The organism is Sphingobium sp. TB-6 (assembly GCF_012927365.1).
In the GTDB taxonomy this organism is placed as follows: domain Bacteria; phylum Pseudomonadota; class Alphaproteobacteria; order Sphingomonadales; family Sphingomonadaceae; genus Sphingobium.
The window spans coordinates 44,771-64,540 of sequence record NZ_JABBGL010000019.1 but is presented as its reverse complement, the minus strand read 5'-3'; the positions used below and the strand labels follow the sequence as shown (position 1 = coordinate 64,540).

The 19,770-nt window shown below is 60.7% G+C and carries 22 protein-coding genes; 10 read left to right on the top strand and 12 right to left on the bottom strand.

Translation table 11 applies throughout. From position 1 onward, the window contains the following. Window positions 1-7: 7 nt before the first annotated feature. The 3 genes from HHL26_RS19745 to HHL26_RS19730 all read right to left on the bottom strand — a co-directional run bounded on the left by HHL26_RS19745 (window position 8) and on the right by HHL26_RS19730 (window position 2,574). Window positions 8-1,237, bottom strand: coding sequence for a TolC family protein (locus HHL26_RS19745; RefSeq protein WP_169576608.1), 1,230 nt, complete (start codon window positions 1,235-1,237; stop codon window positions 8-10). Window positions 1,238-1,727: 490 nt separating this feature from the next. Beyond that, window positions 1,728-2,093, bottom strand: coding sequence for a hypothetical protein (locus tag HHL26_RS19735; RefSeq protein ID WP_169576606.1), 366 nt, complete (start codon window positions 2,091-2,093; stop codon window positions 1,728-1,730). A 46-nt stretch (window positions 2,094-2,139) separates the two neighbouring features. Further along, window positions 2,140-2,574 (bottom strand): DUF411 domain-containing protein, encoded by a 435-nt coding sequence (locus HHL26_RS19730; RefSeq protein WP_169576605.1) that lies wholly within the window; start codon window positions 2,572-2,574, stop codon window positions 2,140-2,142. A gap of 289 nt (window positions 2,575-2,863) precedes the next feature. Between HHL26_RS19730 and HHL26_RS19725 the strand changes: the two genes are divergently transcribed. Next, window positions 2,864-3,496 (top strand): tyrosine-type recombinase/integrase, encoded by a 633-nt coding sequence (locus HHL26_RS19725; RefSeq protein ID WP_169576604.1) that lies wholly within the window; start codon window positions 2,864-2,866, stop codon window positions 3,494-3,496. 401 nt (window positions 3,497-3,897) lie between these two features. Next, window positions 3,898-4,422 (top strand): PilZ domain-containing protein, encoded by a 525-nt coding sequence (locus tag HHL26_RS19720; protein ID WP_169576603.1) that lies wholly within the window; start codon window positions 3,898-3,900, stop codon window positions 4,420-4,422. Between the two features lie 156 nt (window positions 4,423-4,578). On the opposite strand, the gene HHL26_RS19715 is transcribed toward HHL26_RS19720, so the two are convergent. Then, window positions 4,579-4,917, bottom strand: a complete 339-nt coding sequence (locus HHL26_RS19715; RefSeq protein ID WP_169576602.1) for a hypothetical protein — start codon at window positions 4,915-4,917, stop codon at window positions 4,579-4,581. A gap of 135 nt (window positions 4,918-5,052) precedes the next feature. Here HHL26_RS19715 and HHL26_RS19710 point away from each other — a divergent pair, with 135 nt between their 5' ends. The 3 genes from HHL26_RS19710 to HHL26_RS19700 all read left to right on the top strand — a co-directional run bounded on the left by HHL26_RS19710 (window position 5,053) and on the right by HHL26_RS19700 (window position 6,526). Next, on the top strand, window positions 5,053-5,412 hold the full coding sequence (locus HHL26_RS19710) for a hypothetical protein (RefSeq protein ID WP_169576601.1): 360 nt from the start codon (window positions 5,053-5,055) through the stop codon (window positions 5,410-5,412). 40 nt (window positions 5,413-5,452) lie between these two features. Further along, window positions 5,453-5,773, top strand: coding sequence for a hypothetical protein (locus tag HHL26_RS19705; RefSeq protein WP_169576600.1), 321 nt, complete (start codon window positions 5,453-5,455; stop codon window positions 5,771-5,773). 120 nt (window positions 5,774-5,893) lie between these two features. Continuing rightward, window positions 5,894-6,526 (top strand): tyrosine-type recombinase/integrase, encoded by a 633-nt coding sequence (locus HHL26_RS19700; RefSeq protein WP_169576599.1) that lies wholly within the window; start codon window positions 5,894-5,896, stop codon window positions 6,524-6,526. Between the two features lie 353 nt (window positions 6,527-6,879). On the opposite strand, the gene HHL26_RS19695 is transcribed toward HHL26_RS19700, so the two are convergent. The 4 genes from HHL26_RS19695 to HHL26_RS19680 form a co-directional block, all read right to left on the bottom strand. Beyond that, entirely contained in the window at window positions 6,880-7,422 is a 543-nt protein-coding gene (locus HHL26_RS19695) for a DUF4405 domain-containing protein (RefSeq protein ID WP_169576598.1), read from the bottom strand. 175 nt (window positions 7,423-7,597) lie between these two features. Then, complete coding sequence (locus HHL26_RS19690; protein ID WP_277349425.1) at window positions 7,598-8,449, bottom strand: FAD:protein FMN transferase; 852 nt, start codon at window positions 8,447-8,449, stop codon at window positions 7,598-7,600. Continuing rightward, window positions 8,427-8,954: an FMN-binding protein gene (locus HHL26_RS19685; protein ID WP_169576596.1), complete on the bottom strand. Its 528-nt coding sequence runs from the start codon at window positions 8,952-8,954 to the stop codon at window positions 8,427-8,429. Before HHL26_RS19685 ends, HHL26_RS19690 begins: the two co-directional genes overlap by 23 nt. Next, window positions 8,954-9,841 carry a DUF6662 family protein gene (locus HHL26_RS19680; protein WP_169576595.1) on the bottom strand — a complete coding sequence of 296 codons (888 nt, stop codon included), beginning with the start codon at window positions 9,839-9,841 and terminating at the stop codon, window positions 8,954-8,956. Before HHL26_RS19680 ends, HHL26_RS19685 begins: the two co-directional genes overlap by 1 nt. 168 nt (window positions 9,842-10,009) lie before the next feature. Here HHL26_RS19680 and HHL26_RS19675 point away from each other — a divergent pair, with 168 nt between their 5' ends. Together HHL26_RS19675 and HHL26_RS19670 are read left to right on the top strand one after the other, a co-directional pair. Further along, window positions 10,010-10,690, top strand: coding sequence for a response regulator transcription factor (locus HHL26_RS19675; RefSeq protein WP_169576594.1), 681 nt, complete (start codon window positions 10,010-10,012; stop codon window positions 10,688-10,690). Next, window positions 10,680-12,092, top strand: a complete 1,413-nt coding sequence (locus tag HHL26_RS19670) for a HAMP domain-containing sensor histidine kinase (RefSeq protein ID WP_240962523.1) — start codon at window positions 10,680-10,682, stop codon at window positions 12,090-12,092. Before HHL26_RS19675 ends, HHL26_RS19670 begins: the two co-directional genes overlap by 11 nt. A 38-nt stretch (window positions 12,093-12,130) precedes the next feature. Here the strand turns inward: HHL26_RS19670 and HHL26_RS19665 are convergent, their stop codons facing one another. Together HHL26_RS19665 and HHL26_RS19660 are read right to left on the bottom strand one after the other, a co-directional pair. Beyond that, entirely contained in the window at window positions 12,131-12,499 is a 369-nt protein-coding gene (locus HHL26_RS19665; protein WP_169576593.1) for a hypothetical protein, read from the bottom strand. A 201-nt stretch (window positions 12,500-12,700) separates the two neighbouring features. Next, entirely contained in the window at window positions 12,701-13,111 is a 411-nt protein-coding gene (locus HHL26_RS19660) for a glycine zipper 2TM domain-containing protein (protein WP_169576592.1), read from the bottom strand. Window positions 13,112-13,291: 180 nt separating this feature from the next. Here HHL26_RS19660 and HHL26_RS19655 point away from each other — a divergent pair, with 180 nt between their 5' ends. Beyond that, window positions 13,292-15,385 carry a TonB-dependent siderophore receptor gene (locus HHL26_RS19655; protein ID WP_169576591.1) on the top strand — a complete coding sequence of 698 codons (2,094 nt, stop codon included), beginning with the start codon at window positions 13,292-13,294 and terminating at the stop codon, window positions 15,383-15,385. A 624-nt stretch (window positions 15,386-16,009) separates the two neighbouring features. Here the strand turns inward: HHL26_RS19655 and HHL26_RS19650 are convergent. Both HHL26_RS19650 and HHL26_RS19645 read right to left on the bottom strand, forming a co-directional pair. Continuing rightward, window positions 16,010-17,176: an IS91 family transposase gene (locus HHL26_RS19650; protein WP_346765607.1), complete on the bottom strand. Its 1,167-nt coding sequence runs from the start codon at window positions 17,174-17,176 to the stop codon at window positions 16,010-16,012. 31 nt (window positions 17,177-17,207) lie between these two features. Next, window positions 17,208-18,128 carry a site-specific integrase gene (locus HHL26_RS19645; RefSeq protein WP_169576589.1) on the bottom strand — a complete coding sequence of 307 codons (921 nt, stop codon included), beginning with the start codon at window positions 18,126-18,128 and terminating at the stop codon, window positions 17,208-17,210. Window positions 18,129-18,325: 197 nt separating this feature from the next. On the opposite strand from HHL26_RS19645, the gene HHL26_RS19640 reads away from it, so the two are divergent. After that, on the top strand, window positions 18,326-18,526 hold the full coding sequence (locus tag HHL26_RS19640) for a hypothetical protein (protein ID WP_169576623.1): 201 nt from the start codon (window positions 18,326-18,328) through the stop codon (window positions 18,524-18,526). A gap of 456 nt (window positions 18,527-18,982) precedes the next feature. Continuing rightward, complete coding sequence (locus HHL26_RS19635; RefSeq protein WP_169576588.1) at window positions 18,983-19,699, top strand: helix-turn-helix domain-containing protein; 717 nt, start codon at window positions 18,983-18,985, stop codon at window positions 19,697-19,699. Window positions 19,700-19,770 lie beyond the last annotated feature (71 nt).

Below are 19,770 nucleotides of genomic sequence, written 5' to 3'. Positions count from 1 at the left end.
AGAGAAATCATTGATCCTGCCCCCCAAAGGTCAGTGTCAGCCGGGCCGCATCGCGCGCAACGGCGGCTTCCCGTTCGAGAAGTTGTAGTTCGCTCTCAGCCAGCATGGACTGCGCCTGGATCACGTCGAGAAGGCCCGCGCGTCCGGCGGCATAGCTCGCCGTCTCCAGCTCGGCCCTCTGCCGCGCCAGAGGCAGCAGCACATCCTTTGCACGCCGCCATTGGTCATGGTGCATATCATGATCCGCGAGGCCTGCTTCGAGATCGGCCTGGAGCGCCCGACGCAAATCCTCCTCTTGCGCAACGGCGGCCGAAGCGGTCGCGGCACTCGCCGCGATCATTGGGTCTTGCCGTTTGCTGGAAAATAGCGGGAGGCTGATCGTCACGCCGGCCGATACCATGTCGCCAAAGCGCTCGGCCCGGCGCTGATAGGCAAGGTCGAATGCCCAGTCGGGCCGCTTGTCAGCCTGTGCGACCGACAGATCGGCACGCGCCTGCGCTGTACGCGCGGCAGCAGTTGCCAGATCCGGATGATGGATGATGGCGGCGCGCAACATATCCGGGTTGACGGCAATGGCCGGAAGGTCGCCATCTGCCTCCGGTGATTCCATGCCGGTCCAGCGCGCCAGGTTCGCCCGCGCCCGGCCCTCATCGGCAAGCAGTTCGCTTCGCTGATCTTCCAGAGCCGTGAGGCTCTGGCGAATATCAAGCGATTGCGCCGGTCGCGCGGCCCCCGAAGCGACGCTGGTGAAGGCGGCGGTCTGGAGCTTCCCAAGCCGTGCCATGATGCCGTCGAGCACGGCCAGGCGGCGCTCTGCATAGGCGAGGTCGATCCAGGCCAGCGCCGTTGCCACGCGCACGCGCCGAGCTTCGGACAGGATCATGGCTTCCGCCGTGGCGACATCGGTTGCTGCGCGTGTCCTGCGGGCATGCCGTTTGGCGGCATTGGGCACATCCTGGGAAATGCCGATATGCGCCATGGTCATGCTGTCCTCAACGAAACTCCCTGCCGGTGGCCCGGAAATGGGATAATTGTCGATGCCGACGCCGAGCTTGGGATCGGGCAACTGATCCGCGGCAGGTAGGGCCGCGCGGCGCGATTGGGCTTCGAGCAGCCGCGCACGAATGGATGGCGCCTGCCCCTCGGCGCGGGCCAATGCCTCGTCGAAGCGCAAAGGCTCGGCCTGCGCCATCGCAGTGCTCGCGAGCAGCGGCAGGGCAAGAAGAAGGCGATGCATGGAGAACTCCCGATCGAGAGCTGCCCGGCGCAAGGATGGGTCGGAGCGGCAACGTGCGCCGACACAACCACCACGGCTGCGCCGGCGCCACGCGCCCGGCCACGATTATTTTCCTTATCGGCCGGGAAGCTCGCTTCAGCCGGCCGATGGCCTGGAATGGCCGTCATGCATGGCTTTCATGCAATCGGCGGCATTTGTCGCCATCATGTCGCAGTCGCACTTGGCCATCTGCGGATGATCGGGCATCCACACATGCTTTCGGGCAGGCCCCACGGCGCGGGGACCAGGCTGCGGCACGGATCGCCATTCCCAGTGGCCCGAAGACGTCGGCTGACGGTCTGCGGCCCATACGGGGGCCGCGAGGGTGAGGGTTGCCAACAAGGCAGCCGAAATCGACTTGAACATCACGAATATCCTTAGACTGAAATGACTGTGGGATCGCGTCGCCCGAGCGCAGCAAAGCGCGCACCAGTCAGGCGCGATCGTTCAATCAGCCAAGGGTCGTGGGAGGCTCGGGATCAGGGGCAAAGGTCTGGCCGGCCAGCTTATTGGTCGCGGCCCAGAAATCAGGTGCGGCATAAAGGATGCGCTCGGCAAGCCCTGCGCCAAGGTCCGTCGCCATTAGCGGCACGACGCAGCCCATGGCGGCAATGCAGTCAAGCGTGAGGCCCTTGCAGGGCTTTTGTTCGGGCGCGGGTTGCTGCTTGGCCATCATCGCCATGCAGTCCGCATCCATCGTCATCGCCTTGGGCGCACTGACGGTCGCGAGCACCGCGCCGCGTGCATAGGCAAGCTCAGCCCCGAAGAGGCCGAACAGGGCTCCGAGCAGGAGCAGGGATGCGAACAAGCGTTTCACGACCGTATCTATCTAGCCGAGCCTCTCGATCAGCTCAACCGCCGGATCAGTGACGCGCAAATATCCGCGTACCGCCCGCGCCGAAGGCGGTGACGACATAGGGTTGGGCACGTTGGCCCGGCACTTCCATACCGGGAGAACCGAGCGGCATCCCGGCGACGGCAAGACCCGACACCCCCTTGGGGCGCTGGGCGAGGACGCGCTTCATGTCTGCGATCGGGACATGGCCTTCGAACACCATGCCGTCGATTACGGCGGTGTGGCAGGAGACGAGCGTTGAGGGGACACCGCGCGCCTTCTGGAATGCGGATCTTGCCTGATCGTCGATCATCGTTACGCGACGGCCGAACTGTGCCTGCACCTGCGCTGCCCATTTCTCGCAGCAGCCGCAGCCCGGATCGCGATGCACGATGATCGGCGCGGCTGCGCTGGCTGCGGTCGATAACAGCATCAATGTAGCTGTAATCAGATGGCGTCTCATGGTTCGAATCCTCCTTGCCTGCTTCTCTATACGTAGAAGGGCGGCGCATCCCTCAGATCATGCATTCGGAGATATGAACTCGTCCTATGCTGACAGCGGGAAATGTCGCTTCTATGCGTAGCATGGCAGTTGAAGGAGCCGGGCCGTTCGCCCGAACGTGCATTACACACTGGAAGATGAACGGACGTTAGGAATCGGGAAAGCGAGAATCGTCGCTGAGCAGCCATTTTGGGTCGGCCATTCTGTGATGCGTTCTTCCCGCGGCCATCATGGCCTCAGGAGATGTGTCATGGGATTATCAGAATTTGATCCCGCCGCTCGCGAACGAGTATCGTGGAACGCCGGACGGAAGGTTGGTGCGAAGCGCGCGCTCAAGCCTCGCCAGATCTGGGCGATCCGTTTCTTTCTGGATCAACATGGACGAATCCGAGATCGAGCCCTCTTTGACCTCGCTATCGATAGCAAACTGCGCGGCTGCGATTTGGTGAAGATCAGGATCAGCGACATCGTTTGTGATCGGAAAATTCGAACAAGGGCGACTGTCGTTCAGCAAAAGACCGGCAGGCCGGTTCAGTTTGAGCTGATGGACGATGCTCGCGCCAGCCTCCTCAAGTGGCTTGAACTGCGAGGTGGCGCCCTTGAGGATTACGCATTCCCCAGCCGCACCGACCACGCCGCCCACATAAGCACGAGGCAGTACGCCCGCCTTGTCGATGAATGGGTCACGGGAATTGGCTTACCGAGCGAGGATTATGGTACCCATTCCCTGCGGCGAACCAAGGCGTCTATCATATACAAGGCGACCGGAAATCTCCGCGCCGTCCAGATCCTGCTCGGGCACACGAAGATTGAAAGCACGGTCAGGTACCTCGGAGTGGATGTGGAGGACGCTTTGACTTTGGCAGAGGGAACAGAAATCTGAAGTTTTCTGGCTCCTCGCCGCTGCGAGGAGCCAGAATCTATATGGTGTCGGCTAACGGCCAGTTTTGAGGTCCGTAGTTCGGATAGCTGCCCTTCCGGACCTGGAGATCGAAAATTGGTCCCTGTACGGCAAAGAAGGGTCGACCATTCGCGCTATGGTGATAGTCCCGTCATACATTGGAGTTTTTTGCACAGGGTCAGGAAGAGATCAAATGGATTTGGTCCTCGATCACCTTGACGCCGATTTGGTGCCATTTGGCAGTGTTTCTGCCAAATACGGTTGGCCGCGCGGTCGCGAAATAGACACCCTTTCAACGGCGAACGCGTGGCGATATCCACTACTTCTTAGCATTTTGTACACTATGATCGTTTAGCAGCGACAAATCTGGGAGAGGTTGCGGCGTGCTCAGGGCATTACAGATAGGATACAAGCCTCGCGAAACACGTCACCCAGTGTTGATCCCGGCGCGGATGCACGTGGGTGCATCCTGGATCGAAGTGGTCATCCACAATCTGTCCTCCGGTGGCGCACTCGTCGCGTCTGACGAAGCCCCTGATCGCGGCACTTATGTAGAAATCCGGCGTGGACGACAGACAATTATTGGTCGGGTCGTCTGGCGCAAGAATCGCTTTTTCGGGATACAGGCGCAAGACAGGATCGACATTGCGGTCATAATCAACGAACCCCGCTTGGCTTCCCGCCCCCGATCTGCGAACGACCCTGAATCTTCCTGTGAGCGTCGAGCACGGCCGAGAATGGAGGCAGATGCTCGCATCGCACGCCAATTGGAGAGCAGCCGACGTTGGTCAGCGGCATTCCAATTTGGTGTGTTCTTGGTCCTCGCTCTCATTGCTGCAGGCTTTGCTGCCACCGAACTTTATGATGTCCTCTCGCGGCCGTTTTCCGAAGTAGAAAGTCACCTTTAGTGTTCGGCTTCATCTTGGCCGCGCTTGGAAAATTTGACGCTTCGCAGTTTTGAACGGCAGAACTCGCTGATGGACATACCCGCTCCAGTTCAAACCCATCCGTGACCATCAGGCTTGTACACGAATGCGGCCCTATTGCGCCGATGATCAGCGCAATCAGCGTTGCTTCTTTGCGATGGTCGCCGTGAAGTCCGGATCCTTGTTCGCGACCCAGTCAACGAATTTACGAACATTCGGATTTTCCAGCAGACCCGCCACCTCCATCCCGTGGCGCTGCAGTTCGGAATTGGTGAAATTGGCAATCAGCGTTCGCTGGCAGATGGAATGCATCGGCACGACATCGCGACCGCCGCGGCTCTTGGGTATGGGATGATGCCAGACGATGGTCTTGCCGGTCGGGCGACCGCATAGCCAGCAGGCCACCGGCGCTACTGGAGCTTCGTCTTCCTGCGGAAGATGATCAAAGGGATCGTGTTTCGAACGCTTGCGGGCCATAGATCGATTTAACTGCCTTGATTTCGGTTCGGCTATAGCGATGCGAACGCCGGCATCATATTGGTAAGTTCATAGATCGGCCCTTTGCCGAAAATCGGCCTCTTGCTTGCTAAAAAATCGGGACGGGAAACAGCGATGACAGAAGCATTGAAACCGTGGGATGGCGAACGGGTCCGCAAATGGCTGGAGCGCCGGTTCGAAGCATCGAGGCTAGATCAGGCTGCGGCGGACCGGCGCGGCTATGAGGCGCGGGACGATTATGACAAGGCCGCTGCGGAAGAGTGGGTTTGCCGCGTGCTGAAGGCTGTCGATTGCACGAATGAACAGGCCGCGTTCGCCAGACGCCTTAAGGAACTGATCGGCCAGGACGAATACCCGGCGACGAGCATCTATGACGATGTCCGGTTCGAGCGGCATGTTCGCAGCCACCTCAGGAGGCTCGTCAAGATGACGAAGGCAAATGAGGGGTTCGAGAAGACGCTGCACCATCAGTGAAAAGGATGAAGTGCCGCCATCGGCATGCTAGGGCCGTTGCATGTCCAATACCCGTAGCCTTGGCGGCACCGTCGAAATCGACGGATCCAAATTTGATTGGCAGCTCCTGAGCGAGCCCCGGCTATCCTCTGACGATGGGTGGAAGGGCATGACTGTCTCATTGCGCGCGCAGGGTATGCCGCGCGATGCCGTGCTCGAATTTCCAACACCCAAGCGCCTGATGAAAGGATTGCCCAAAGGGCGTTCCCACATCAACGACGCGATTGCCGCAAGGGGGGTACGGGCGGCGTTGTTGGCTGGATGGGATCCAGCGTCACGCGGCAAGACGATGATTTTCACGGTCGATGCCAACGGCGACTAGCGAGGCGAAAGCCGCTGGTCTGCACTTGGAGATCAAAAATCGGCGGCTGAATGGCGACAATGGGTCGGCCTAATCTGAAGCGTTCTTCCCTCGGCCATCACGGCCTATTGGAGAAGTGTCATGGGATTATCAGAATTTGATCCCGCAGTTCGCGAGCGAGTATCGTGGAACGCCGGGCGTAAGGTTGGCGCGAAGCGGGCGCTTAAGCCCCGCCAGATCTGGGCGATACGCTTTTTTCTGGATCAGCACGGACGCGTTCGGGACCGGGCCCTCTTCGATCTCGCTATCGATAGCAAGCTGCGCGGCTGCGACCTGGTGAAGATCAGGATCAGCGACATCGTCTGCGATCGGAAAATTCGAACTCGGGCCACCGTGGTTCAGCAAAAGACCGGGAGGCCGGTTCAGTTTGAGCTAATGGACGACGCCCGCGCGAGCCTCCTCAAATGGCTCGAACTGCGGGGTGGCTCCCTGGAGGATTTCGCCTTCCCCAGCCGCACTGATCACGCTGCCCACATAAGCACGAGGCAATATGCCCGCCTTGTTGACGAATGGGTCATGGGAATTGGCCTGCCCAGTGAAGATTATGGTACCCATTCTCTGCGGCGGACCAAGGCATCGATCATCTATAAGGCGACCGGGAATCTCCGCGCCGTCCAGATTCTGCTTGGACACACGAAGATCGAAAGCACGGTCAGATACCTCGGGGTGGATGTGGAGGACGCACTGACATTAGCAGAGGGCACAGAAATTTGAGGTTGCCTGGCTCCTCGCCGCTTCGGGGAGCCAGAACCTTTAATTGCGGCTGCACGCCAACCCAAGGCATTCAGACTGCCGCATCCATACCCCGAAACCGGTCATTCCTCCGCAGGCTTTCGGCACCCGACGCCACATCAGCAACCTGGAGCGCAGCTACCCGAAAGCTGATGATTTGAACTCAACGCAGGCCGGCAGGACACAGCCAATGTTCACATGAGATGAGCACGGACGTTCTTGCTGGTCATAACCACCTTGCCTGATCTCTGCGGGTAGATGGTGGCGGCGACAATACGCACTATGACGGCTGTCGAGGCAGTGTAAAACTTCACTTCACCCAAAGCAGTTCCACTTCATTCTGCCGCCTCCAGTTGCGGTTCCGGTACTGGCATTTCGCCGATCGGCAGATTCTTCTTCAACTGTATAGGTACGGCTTTGCGCTTGGCCTGAGGACGTTTCCACGCGAGCCAGACGTGGCCGCTCACGATCAGAACCGTGGTGAACCCGCCGAGCCAGTGAACCGTACTTGCCCAGGCGCGCAGACTGTCGTCCGCAATATAATAGAGTCCGTAGCCGGTCAGTGCCATGAACAGGATGATACCGCCTGTGGCAATGCCGCTTTTGCGGTTGCGTTTGCCCAGTAAGCCCAGCCGTACATGAACAGGCAACATGGCGCCAACCGCCACGAGAAATGCAAAGCACGCAAGGCCGTGGATCGACAATAGCGTGGGTTGCCACGGACTTCGCTCCGGGCCGAACTCGCCATCAACGCGGACAAAATATTCCAGGACGAGCCAGCAAACGCCCGCCGATACGAGCAAGGAAAAGCTCGTGTAGATCAGCCATTTCTGCCAGCTTGGTAGGCGTGTCGAAAATTGGGGAGGGCGTCTGCTCATGCCACTAAATCCTTCATTGAGACCGGCCACCTCCGTCCATTTGCCAATGTCGGGAATGCCGACCTGCTGACGAGCGCGAGGCAGTGCGCCGTTTCTCCGCCGACGGAAGTGATGATTTTCATCAGTGCATCGGCGTCATTGCGATCGGGGCTTAAATCGTGACGACGTCGCGGCATCAGGCTGCCTCCCTGGTCATCGAGGGACGCAGCACATAACCGTTGCGCGTTGCCAATATCCTGTCGGCAAGATCCGCGTCGACCATGGCCACTTTCGTCATGGCATCGGCAATGGCGCATTTGTCGGCAAGCACGGTCACGCGATGATCGATGAGTGCAGGCGCGCCGTTCCGCCCGACATGCGGACTGTGCAGCGTTCCCCGGATTGCGTGCCGGTCAAAGAGATTGGCAGAACTCGCCATCGCGCAATTTCGGACGGTCAGCCCATAGCGCACGACGTCGTCGGCATCGCGCAGTTGCACTTGCCAGTCCTGCTCGCCGAAGGCCCGCAGATCGCCGCCTGCGTTCACCAGCCCCGCCCGGACACCGGCGGCCTGCAAAGCCGCAACGGCGCGATCGACCGCATGACCTTTGGCTATGCCGCCAAGGTCGATCAGCAGCCGCTTCCTGCATCGGACATGCCGATCATCGATGATCTCGATATCGGCGGTCGTGCCGGTATAGCGGCTAAGATGGGCGATGCCCTCACGCGGTAGGAAGCGGCTGCGAACCAGCGCACGTCCCACCGCGACATCGAACAAGCCATCGGTCGCCTCATGCAGTGCAACCGCCATCCGCAGCACCGCCGCCGTTTCTTCGTCCACCGCCACGGTCTCGCCGGGCCGGGCGGAGCGAAGACGAGCCAGGTCGCTGTCGGCACTATGGAAGGACATGCACGCATGGATATGAGCAATCGCCCGGAACGCGGCCTCAACCGCTCCCATGTCGGCTTCAGCTACACTGATCTCGACAAAAGTTCCCAGCCAGGGCTGGCAACGGGTGACGAGCTTATCCGGCGAGGACGATAGCATAGGTCGCCAGCAACCGCTTGACCCCGTCGGCGACATGCCGGCAGGAAAGGGTCGCCCCCGAGATATTCTTGATGTCCTTGTCGAGCTGCAAGGCGGCACCGTTGCGCTTGCCCGCAAACTGAGCGCGCCACTTGGGGTTGCGCACCTGATCACCATAGCTTTCGCGATAGTCCATGATCTCCACCGAGCGCACGGCGCCGGAGGCATCGAGGGCGACGGCGAAGGTAATGAACTCATGTTTGCCGACGACCTGATCGACGATCAGCCAGCCGCCGCGTGCAGAGCGCCAGGCTTTGAGCTGCCGGTTGAGAGGCGACACGCCGCTGGCCTTCCGGATCGCTGCTGCGTCGGCATTGCTGAGCGGGCGGAAGGCGGGTGTCAGTGTTTCGCCGGGGAACATCAGCGCCTGCGCTTGCTCGACGGTGAGGTAGGTGGCGGCATGGGCTGGCGGTGCCACCAGCACCACCGGGACCAGGGCCAACAGGGATGCGCGGGGAGCCGACATCAGAACACCCTCCCGATCTTCAGGCGGATGCCGTCCCAACGGGTATGCTCGTCGCCATAGATGCGGCCATTGACGATATTGTCCCGCTGCTCGTCATTATAGCCCTTGGCGTGGATCTGATAGAGCACGGAGAGGGTGAAGAACCACTTCTGGCTGCCATAATGGATGTTCGGCCCCACGAAATGGGCGGTATGCTCCTGGCTGCCGTGCCCCAGCGTATAGCCGACAAATTCATTATGGTTGCGATATTCAAGGCCGAAGGACCAGTTCGGGCGGAAACGGTAGGATGCGCCCGCATCGAATTCCAGCTGCGTCGCCTTTTCGACTTCTCCGTCCTGCTCCTCATGCTCGAACTCGACGAAAGCGTTGGCGGCCAGCACCAGCCGATCGTCGAGGAAATTCTTTTGCGCGATCACTTTCAGTTCGATTGCGCGCTCATGCGGGCCAATCTCGGGTTCGACATAGAAGGCCAGGCCGAACGGCTTCTTGTAAGGACTCATCACCCGCCAGATCATTTCGGCCGACACCGTATCGAAGCGGAACTTATTGTAGGGCCGCGCCGGATCATGCGCCGGCGGGATGTCGAGGCCCTCGGTCGTGCCGGCGACGCTGTTGCGGTTGGCCGAGATGTAGCTCGTGTTCAGATAGCCGGCGATCTGGAAATTGTCGGTGATGCCATGCTCGACCTCGGTTCGCAGCTTGACGTCGTGGAAATGGCCGTTGGCCTGATCCTCGCGCAGCGTGACCCATTGTTCGATCTCGGTCTTGCCCTTGGGCATGACGTCCGTGGTGTAGACATAGCCGAACAGCGGTTCGCCGGCCATTGCAGGAGTCGATAGCGCGGTCGCCACCGCCGCTAGACCAATTGCTATTCTTTTACCTGACATATGCGCCCCTTCGTCTGCAAATGCGAACTGTTATCATTTGCGGCGATAGAGACTTGCTGTAGGGTCGGTCCAGCACGGAATGGCAACATTGGGAAATTGTATAGCAATGGCAATCAGGGCGTCATCTCGGTCCCTCGACCCCCACCTCAACCATGGCGAGGGTGAGCGATGAAGATTCTGCTCGTGGAGGACGATCTGGAATCGTCTGCCTATGTCGCGCGGGGACTCCGGGAATTGGGGCATCAGGTCCAATGCATCCCTGAAGGACAGCAGGCTTTGGGCGTCATTCCGGCAGGCGGGTTCGACGTGCTGGTGCTGGATCGGATGCTGCCAGGTCTGGATGGCCTCTCGCTCTTGCGCATGGTGCGCGCGCAGGGATGCCAGACGCCGGCCATGCTGCTGACCGCCAAATCAGCTATCGAGGACCGTGTCGACGGACTGGAAGCCGGGGCCGACGATTATCTCATCAAACCCTTTGCCTTTGTGGAACTGGTCGCGCGCCTCAATGCCTTGGGGCGTCGACCTCCATCCTGCGTAACTGTCACCCTGCTGGAGGCTGGCGGCATCAGCATGAACCTGCTGCGCCGGGAGGTGCGCCGGGATCATCGGGTCATCGATCTTCAACCCCGCGAATTCAACCTGCTCGAACAATTGCTGCGCAACGCTGACCGGGTCGTCACGCGGACAATGCTGCTTGATCGCGTCTGGAGTTTCGGGTTCGATCCGAAGACCAATATCGTCGAAACCCATATGAGCCGACTTAGATCGAAGCTCAACGAAGGCTTCCCAGATGACGCGATCCGCACCGTGCGAGGCTCGGGTTATATGATCGATTCCCATGCCCGATAGGATCATGCCCCGCTCGATCAGGGGATTGTCGCTGGGCGTCGCGATCACTTCGGGCCTCATCATCGCCTTGCTGGGACTTGCCACCTACAGGTTCGTTCATGAAGAGATCGAGTGCCAGATCAACCAGCGGATCAGGACCGAGGCCGATGCCCTGCTCGCCCATCACAGGCATCATGGCTTTGCAGCGCTGGTCGATCTGGTCAACACACTCGACAACCATGCCACGCCCGAAGATGTGAGCTATCTGGAAGGTGCCGACAGCAAGGGCCGGGGCATGGGCTATATTGTGACCGACGCATCCGGGCGGCGCAGGGCTGGATCGCTTGTGGCGAATGTACCACCGCCCGGATGGAGCGAGTTCGTTCCCTTCCATTCGCCGGATGGGGGGCCTGCCATGGCCCAGGCCATCAACGCGCCGCTTCCCGGAGGGGGGCGTCTCGTCGTTGCGGCCGATCGGGCTGTTGTCGATCAGATGGACCTGAAATTGCTGGCGCTATTCCTGAGCGCCTTCGCCCTCATTCTCGCGGTGGGCACCGCTGCGGTGATCGGGCTGGGCCGACTGGTCAGGGGCCGGCTCTCCAGCATCGAGGGTTCGGCAGAAGCGATCATGGCAGGCGATCTGTCCCGCCGGATGCCGCTTGATGGCTCGGCCGAAGAGTTCGACCGGCTAGCCATGATCCTCAACGGCATGCTGGATCGTATCCAGACGCTGATGAACAACCTCAAGCAGGTTTCCAGCGATATCGCGCATGACCTGCGAACGCCCCTCAATCGGCTGCGCGGACGGTTGGAGGAGTCGGAGCGAACATCAACGGAGCCCATTCAGCAGGAGCGCCTCGCAGCAGCGATCCGCGAAGCGGATGATCTGCTCGATCTGTTTTCGTCGATCCTGGCAATCTCCGAGATTGAGGGCCAGACGGTTCGCAGCCGTTTCCAGTCCGTGGAATTGCACGATGTCATTGAGGAAATAGCCGAGGCTTTTCGGCCGGCTTTCGAGCAAGCGGGCAGGTCACTCATGCTGGCGATCGTTCCAGTGGCGATCTGCGGCGACAGGCAACTCATTCAAAGATGCCTTGTCAATTTGCTGGACAATGCGCTGGCACACACGCCTCCGGGCACGGACGTCACCATCTCGACAGAAGCGCGGGATGGGCAGATGGCGCTCACCATTGCCGATAACGGTCCGGGCATAGTGGACGGCGATTGCGAACGGATCTTCCAGAGGTTTGCCCGGCTCGACCATAGCCGATCGACATCGGGCTACGGCTTGGGGCTTAACATGGTCGCCGCCATAGCCGCTGCCCATGGCGGTAACGCCCGCGTCGTTCCAGCAGCGGTGGGTCTCACCGTTGAAATCCTGTTGCCGACAGCATCAAACTCGACCAGCAAAGCACCTGGCTAAATCGCTGACCGAAATTCGATCACGGTCGGTCATTCGCATCAATCGTCATCATCATGGTCGTGATGGCGGCGGTGATGACGCCAATGGCGATCATTATAGCGATACCAACGCCTGTCATAATAACGCGGATAGCTGTCATAATAATAGTAATTATATGACCGGTAATGCGGTCGATAATATCGTTCGCGATAATAATAATCGCCATCGTAATAATAGCGCGGTCTATCCGAAGCAATGGCCGCGCCGATCGCCAGGCCGATTATTCCCGCGCTCACAGCGAGCGCTGCGTCATCGTCATAATGACGGGAATAATAGCGATGATGATCGCGTGCATCGGCAGGCGTGGCGCTGATCGGCATGGATGCTGCCAGTGCCAGACCCAGGACCGCCTTACGGAGCATTTTCATCCCCTGCCTCCTATTCTTTCGTCCTGTCCGCATCCAGCGGAAGGGATAGGCTGGCATTCAAGCACAGATGCGCTGAACTCGATCTGAACCCTGCCATCTCTGCTGCGACATCCCAAAAGGGCGCGGATACCAAGCGGTTCCGCGCACCAGAACCTCCCGTCACGGGAGGAAATTCAGTTCATTGCGCCTGCAATATGCCGATCAGCAGCCGGAATTGCGGTCGACTTCGCGGCCCAGAAGAGCGCCTGCGCCCGCGCCGATAATGGTTCCCGGCGCACGATCGCCATAGCGATCGACCGAGCGTCCGAGCAGGGCGCCTGCCGCGCCGCCGAGCAACAGGCCTGTGGTGCCGCTACCGCCGCAGCGATCGCGCCGCTCGCGATAATGGTAGCGCCGCGGTTCGGCGTAGCGGGGGCGGCGATAGTCCCGTTCCTCATAATAGCTGCGGCGGTAACGCGGACGGTCTTCGTCATCATCGTCGTCGCCGTCATCATGATATTCTTCATATTTATACCAGCTCCCTCTGCCATCATGAGCGTGGGCCAGAGAGGGAAGCCCGGCAAGCATCGAAGCGGCTAGCGATAGGGCCATCAGGGGTTTGCGCATCATCATTTACTTCCTCCACAGACGATTTCGTCTCCACGAGCAGGGTTATTGCGGCTCATCTCTGGCGCCTCTCTGAACAGGGCAGTCAGCAATTGTTCATCAAAGGATCGCGTTGACAGGTTCTTGCGTCATATATATGCGACCGCCTCGCAATATCACCATTGTCGTAAATTGTATCGGGGACCCATGTTTTCCAAGCTTGCATCGCGCCATCTGCGCGCCACGGTAGCGTTTGCCGCCATCGCCTTTCCCATCCATGCAAGCGCGAACGAAGCGGATCGGTCCGATATCGTCGTTACGGCGGACCGCCTTGATTATACGCCGAAACAGGTTGGCGCGCTTAAGATCGACGTGCCGCTGAAGGACATTCCCCAGACCGTTGACGTCGTGACCGAGGCCGTCATCCGCGACCAGCGCGCCTTGTCTATGCAGGATGTGCTGAAGAATGTGCCGGGCGTCGGCTTTTCCCATGGCGACGGTCAGCGCGATCAGGTTTCAATCCGGGGCTTTTCGGCTATTGCCGACCAATTCGTCGATGGTCTGCGCGACGATGCCCTCTATTTCCGCGACCTTTCCAATATCGAGCGCGTCGAAGTCATCAAGGGGCCAGCCTCGGTCCTGTTCGGGCGGGGGTCTTCGGGCGGCCTCATCAACCGCGTGACCAAGAAGCCTGGCGTCAATCTGGGCGAGATCGGCGTCAGCTATGGGAGTTGGGATGATCGCCGCGCCGAAGCCGACATCGGCATCGCGCCGGAGGACAGCATGGCCGCCTATCGCCTCACCGGGGCGATCGAGCGGGCCGACAGCTTCCGCAGCCAGCAGTTCCTTCGGCGCGAGACGATCGCGCCATCGGTCTCGCTCAAGCTGGGCGAGCGGACCCAACTGCTGGTCCAGGGCGATTATTTGCGCGACCGGCGCGTAACCGACTTCGGCATTCCGGCCTATCAGGGACGCCCGGTCGATGTACCGCGCTCCACCTATTATGGTTCATCCAATGCGCGGAAGGACGATTATAGCCAGTCGAAGGTCTATTCGGGTACGGTGACGCTGACCCATAAGATCGATGAAGACACCAGCATCCGCAACGCTTTCCGCTATTATGACTATAGCCTCGACCGGCAGAACACGCTGCCGGGAACGGTCAATGAAGCGGCGCAAACGGTCTCGCTCAACCGGTCGGCGCTCGACCGCAACGAACATGGCTGGTTCGACCAGCTCGAACTGACCCGCAAGGTGCGCTTGGCCGGCATAGAGCATCAACTGCTGTTCGGTGTCGAGGTCGGGCGGCAGATCAAGGATGTCGCGACCCATTCGCGCAACGGCATTGCGACCGTGAATCTGTTCAATCCAGTCCTACCTGTCATCACGACCAACGGCGCCTTGACCGCCGACAATCGCGGTACATTCGACACGCTCGGCTATTATGTGCAGGATCTGGTGTCGATCGGCGCGCATCTGAAGGCGCTGGTCGGCGCACGCTATGACCGGTTCAAGCAGGCCACGGACGACCATCTGCCCGGCCGCTCCGACCTGTCGCGCACCGACACCAAGGCTAGCCCGCGCGCGGGCCTGGTTTGGCAGCCGACGGAGAGCCAGTCCTATTATGTCTCCTGGAGCCGCTCCTTCCAGCCCTCGGGCGAAGCCTTCTCCATCGCGGCCAACAATGCCGACATCGCGCCGGAAAAGACCAAGAACAAGGAAGTAGGCGCCAAGTTCAGCTTCCTCGATGGCCGGCTCGCGACCACCATTTCTGCGTTCAACCTGCGCCGGTCGGGGATCAAGGCCGCCAATCCCGCCAATCCGACCGTACTCATCCCCATCGGTGTGCAGCGCACGCGCGGCATCGAACTGTCGGGCACAGTGAATCTGGAAAATGGTTGGCGGGCGATCCTGGGCTATGCCTATCTGGACGCCAAGATCGTGGACTCCGCAAATGCGGCCCTGATCGGCAAGCGCGCGACCATCACGCCGCGCCATGCCGCCAATGCCTGGATCGCCAAGGATTTCAGTGACAGCTTCGGTCTGGGTGCAGGCGGCAATTATGTGAGCGACCGTTTCGCCGATCCGGCCAACACCGTCACCTTGCCCAGCTATTTCACGATGGACGCGATGGCCTGGTATCGGCTGGGTCCGATTACCGCCCAGGTCAATGTCACCAACATCTTCGATAAACATTATATCGTGTCGGGACATGGCACGAGCGCCAACCTCAACCTGCCCGGTGCGCCGCGTGCAGCAATGCTGACGCTGCGTTACAATTTCATGGGTAGGAAGAACTAACTCGTCCGGCTGCAAGAATGCCATCCGCCGCTTGAAGGCGGCGGGTGGCCAGATGCGTCAACAGCAAGTGATCACTGAAATGTGCGCCGCCTGCTCGGACAGCCTCTCCGTCATACCGTGAGAACTGCTCTGGACCGCAGCTAACGGGATTCTCATTTGGCGCAGTAACTTCCAGAGGGGGTCATCGATAGGAAGCGCAAAGGGCAACTAACCCGCTTTTGTCGCTCGGAACCGGCCCGACCGCAAACGGCTAGCCCCGGCTCTGGAAAATGAGAAAGCGGACCGACCGGACCTGGAAGCGAAAAATTCGGAGCTGAGTGGCCGAGAAGGTTTAGGGTTTCGGGCGCTTGCGTACGAAAGCCTCCCATGCAGGAACCCGCGATTCCAGCAGGTTGCCCTATGGGGATTTATGCTTCCGGTTGGTTCGGCTGGATAAGAGAGGAGCGCAGATGGACGCGCGAGGGCGGCGGAACGGCTGGTGTTGGGATGCGCCAGAGGCGTGCTCGCCGTTGTGACCGTGATGATGCCAGGAGCCGACACCGGCCCAGCCATGGCCGGGCGCATGTCGTTTGGTTGACCACCGCGCGACATGCGGGGCCGTAGCGACAGGCTGATCATGCCGGGTCATGAGACGGGCTCCCGGATCGGCAGGGTTGGCCTTGGCGGCGCCCGTGGCTGACCCCAGCGGGCGAAGGTCTCGATGACGATCATGCGCCCGCCACAACACGGGCATGGTGGGCAGGTGTCGAGTGCGGTTTCGGGCATTGGCACCTCTGGCTCCGACGGGACGGCCAGCAGTTTGCGGGCGAGCGCGAGATTATCCCTGCGGGCTGCGCTGGCGAGCAGGCCGTAATGGCGGATGCGGTGGAAGCCGCGCGGCAGGACGTGGAGCAGGAAGCGACGGATAAACTCGTCGGCGGTGAGGGCCATGATGCGGTGGCGTTCAGCACCGTCCCGCCGATAATCCTTGCAGCGGAAGGTGACGCCGCTTCCGTCGAAGGAGGCCAGACGCCGGTTCGAGATGGCGACGCGGTGGGTGTAGCGTGACAGATAGGCGAGCACCGCCTCCGGTCCGGCAAAAGGCGGCTTGGCATAGACGACCCAGCGCTTCTTGCCGACCGGCGCCAGGTGCCGCAGGAAGGTTCGACGGTCGGCCAGACCGGTCATGGCTCCGTAGAAGGCGAGCCGCCCTGCGTCATGGAGGGCGATCAACCGGGTAAGGAAGAGCCGGCGGAACAGTTTCCCGAGCACGCGCACCGGCAGGAGGAAGGCCGGACGCGAAGAGATCCAGCGGGCTCTATCGAACGCGATGCCGCCACCCGGCACGATCATGTGGACATGCGGATGGTGGGTCATCGCCGATCCCCATGTGTGCAGCACGGCGGTGATGCCGATCCGGGCGCCCAGATGCCTGGGGTCGGCGGCGATGGTCAGCATCGTCTCCGACGCCGCCCGGAACAGCAGATCGTAGACCAGTGCCTTGTTCTGCCAGGCGATGTCGGCAACCTCGGCCGGCAGTGTGAACACGACGTGGAAGTAACCGACGGGGAGTAGGTCAGCCTCCCGTTCGGCCAGCCAGGTGCGCGCGGCGGCGCCCTGACATTTGGGGCAATGCCGGTTTCGGCAGCTGTTATAGGCGATCCGCCAGTGCCCGCATTCCTCGCAGGCTTCGACATGACCGCCCAGAGCAGCGGTGCGGCAGGTCTCGATCGCGGACATCACCTTAAGCTGGTGCAGGCTGAGATGCCCTGCATGCGCGGCCCGGTACGTCGGCCCGGCAGCCCGGAAGATGTCGGCGACCTCAAGGTCGGGGCGCACCGGCTCAGCCGGCGCCGGCTGATCCCGTGGACGCCTTGCCCTCCATCAGCGCCATGAGTTGGTCGAGCGGACCCGACACGGCGTGGATCGTTCGGGTGGACACCTTGGTGTAGAGCGCGGTGGTCTCCAGCTTGCTGTGCCCCAGCAGGACCTGGATGACGCGGATATCGACATCCTGCTCGAGCAGATGCGTGGCGAAGCTGTGGCGCAGCGTATGGGGACTGACGCGCTTGCGGATGCCAGCCACCTCGGCCGCTTCCTGGACCGCCCGGTGCAGTTGCCGGGTCGAGATCGGGTCGGTGACAGTCTGGCCCGGGAACAGCCAGCCATGCGGGATCAGCACCCCGCGCGTCCTGCCTTCGCGCCACCACATCCGCAGCAGCTCGAGCAACTGCGGCGAGAGCATGGCGTTGCGATCCTTGCCGCCCTTGCCCTGTTCGACGCGGATCAGCATGCGCTTGCTGTCGATATCGTCGACCTTGAGGTGGGCGACCTCCGACACGCGCAGGCCCGCGCCATAGGCCACCCCCAGCGCCGCCTTATACTTCATGCCTGGTGCGGCCTGGAGCAACCGCGCGGCCTCCTCGACGCTCAGCACTTCCGGCAGCCGGGGCACGATGCGGGTGATCACCAGCGACCGCGACAGATCGCGCCGCTTGAGCGTGACCGTGAACAGGAAACGCAGCGCCGATACCGTGCCGTTGATGGTGGTGGGCCGGACTCCACTTTCATGTTGCATGAGCTGGAAACGGCGTAGGTCTTCTTCCGTCGCGGTGTCGGGAGGGCGACCGAGGAAGGCGGCCAGACGCTTTACATGGCGGATATAATCCTTCTGGGTGTGGGGACCGAGACCCCGCATCATCATGTCGTGCTGCATCCGCTGACGCAGCGGGCTGATCGGGGCGGTGTTGATCGAGACAGTCATGGCAAGTTCCTCTTCGCTGAAGGAACTGCCAACCTCAGAGGGTAACCTCGCCCCGCTAAAGGCCCATATTTACCGCACTACCACGCCCCAAGCGACCCTCCCGCGGAGCGGGTTCGTGCTTGGGTCGAGACAGAATTCTGTGGAAAACCAAATTTGCAGATAGACGATTTGCTCGCGCGGACGCTACCAGCCCGCAGATGAGTATCACAGCCACCATCATGAATTCGACAACGGGCCAGCCAATCCAGAAAATGACGTTCGGCCGCATGCCCAAGCCTTGGGTCACCTTTCATCTGGAAAACGGCGAACGCGTGACGGCTGATCGGGTGAACGTCGGAAAGCCGGCCCCCGGCAAGTTCGTTGCGCCGGTCGAAGTTTGGGTGACGCCCAAGGCCTGAAGATCACCGTCCGCAATCGGAAGCCGCAGACTCGACGAAGGGGTCCAGCATGGGGATGACTTGCCGTGGCGGGTCTATGTCCAAAGTGGACGGTTTATGGGCGAACCATCATCGGCATAACTAATTCGCGGAACAAGATTTAAGAGTTTCAATCTGCAAATCATTGAAATTTTTGTTTTATTTATGGTGCTTGGCGGCTATCTTGGCGCTTCCTGTCCTAGGGGGCAGGACGGCCCCGACATCTGGTTCCCAAGCCCGTCGGGGCCGCGACCCCTCCGGAAACTTGCCTTTGACCTGGGAGACATCGCTCCCGTGCGCTTTTACCGGTGCTGAATGACGGGGAGGGGGGCGCGTTTTCGCGTTGTGCTTGCCGAAATGGGCTGGCCTTCTGCGTGATAGGATATAGGATTCCAGCCCATGGCGATAGGGCGTGCAAAGCTGGCGGTCGCGCAGGGCATGAGCGTCTGGGTGCTGGAGGCACCGGAAGGCTTTGGTGACGCCGACTTTCACGCGCACCACGCGATCCAGATCACGATTTGCCTGTCGGGTGCTCTTAGCCTCACCAGCGGGACAATCACCATCAATGCGTCGGCGATCGCGGTGGCGGCAGACGCGTTCCACCGCTTTCAGGCACATGGACTGCTCCTTTTCATCTTCATCGAACCGGAAAGTCGGGCGGGGCGTGCATTGGGACGCAGGTTGTTCGCCGGGCAAGTTCTCGCAGAATTGGAGGCGGACGATCTGTTGGACATCGTCGAGCCCATTCGGGGCACGTTCGACGATCGGCTCCCGGTGGCGACATTGCTGGACGTTGGCCGAGTGGTAGTCGAGTATCTCGCGCCGCCGGGGCCAACTCTGCTCCCGGACCCGTGCGTCCAAAAAGTGATCGAGCATATCGCCCTGCATCCCGATAAATCGCTGCATAGTGCGGCGGCGGCTTGCGGCGTGCATCTGTCACCAAGCCGGCTTCGACATCTGTTCGTCGAGCAGACGGGGCTTGCGTTCAAAACCTATCTGCTCTGGCTTCGCCTGGTGCGGGCGCTGGAAGTTTATGCACAAGGTCGATCGCTGACCGAAGCGGCGCACGCTGCGGGTTTTTCAGACTCCGCGCATTTCAGCCGGGTGTTCAAGCGGACCTTCGGTCTGCCCGCAACAACATTGGAGCGAATATAGCCGCTGCGTTCAATCGCATGATGCTACTAGAAGCTATCTAGTTTTCCTCACGGAAGGAGAACGATCATGAC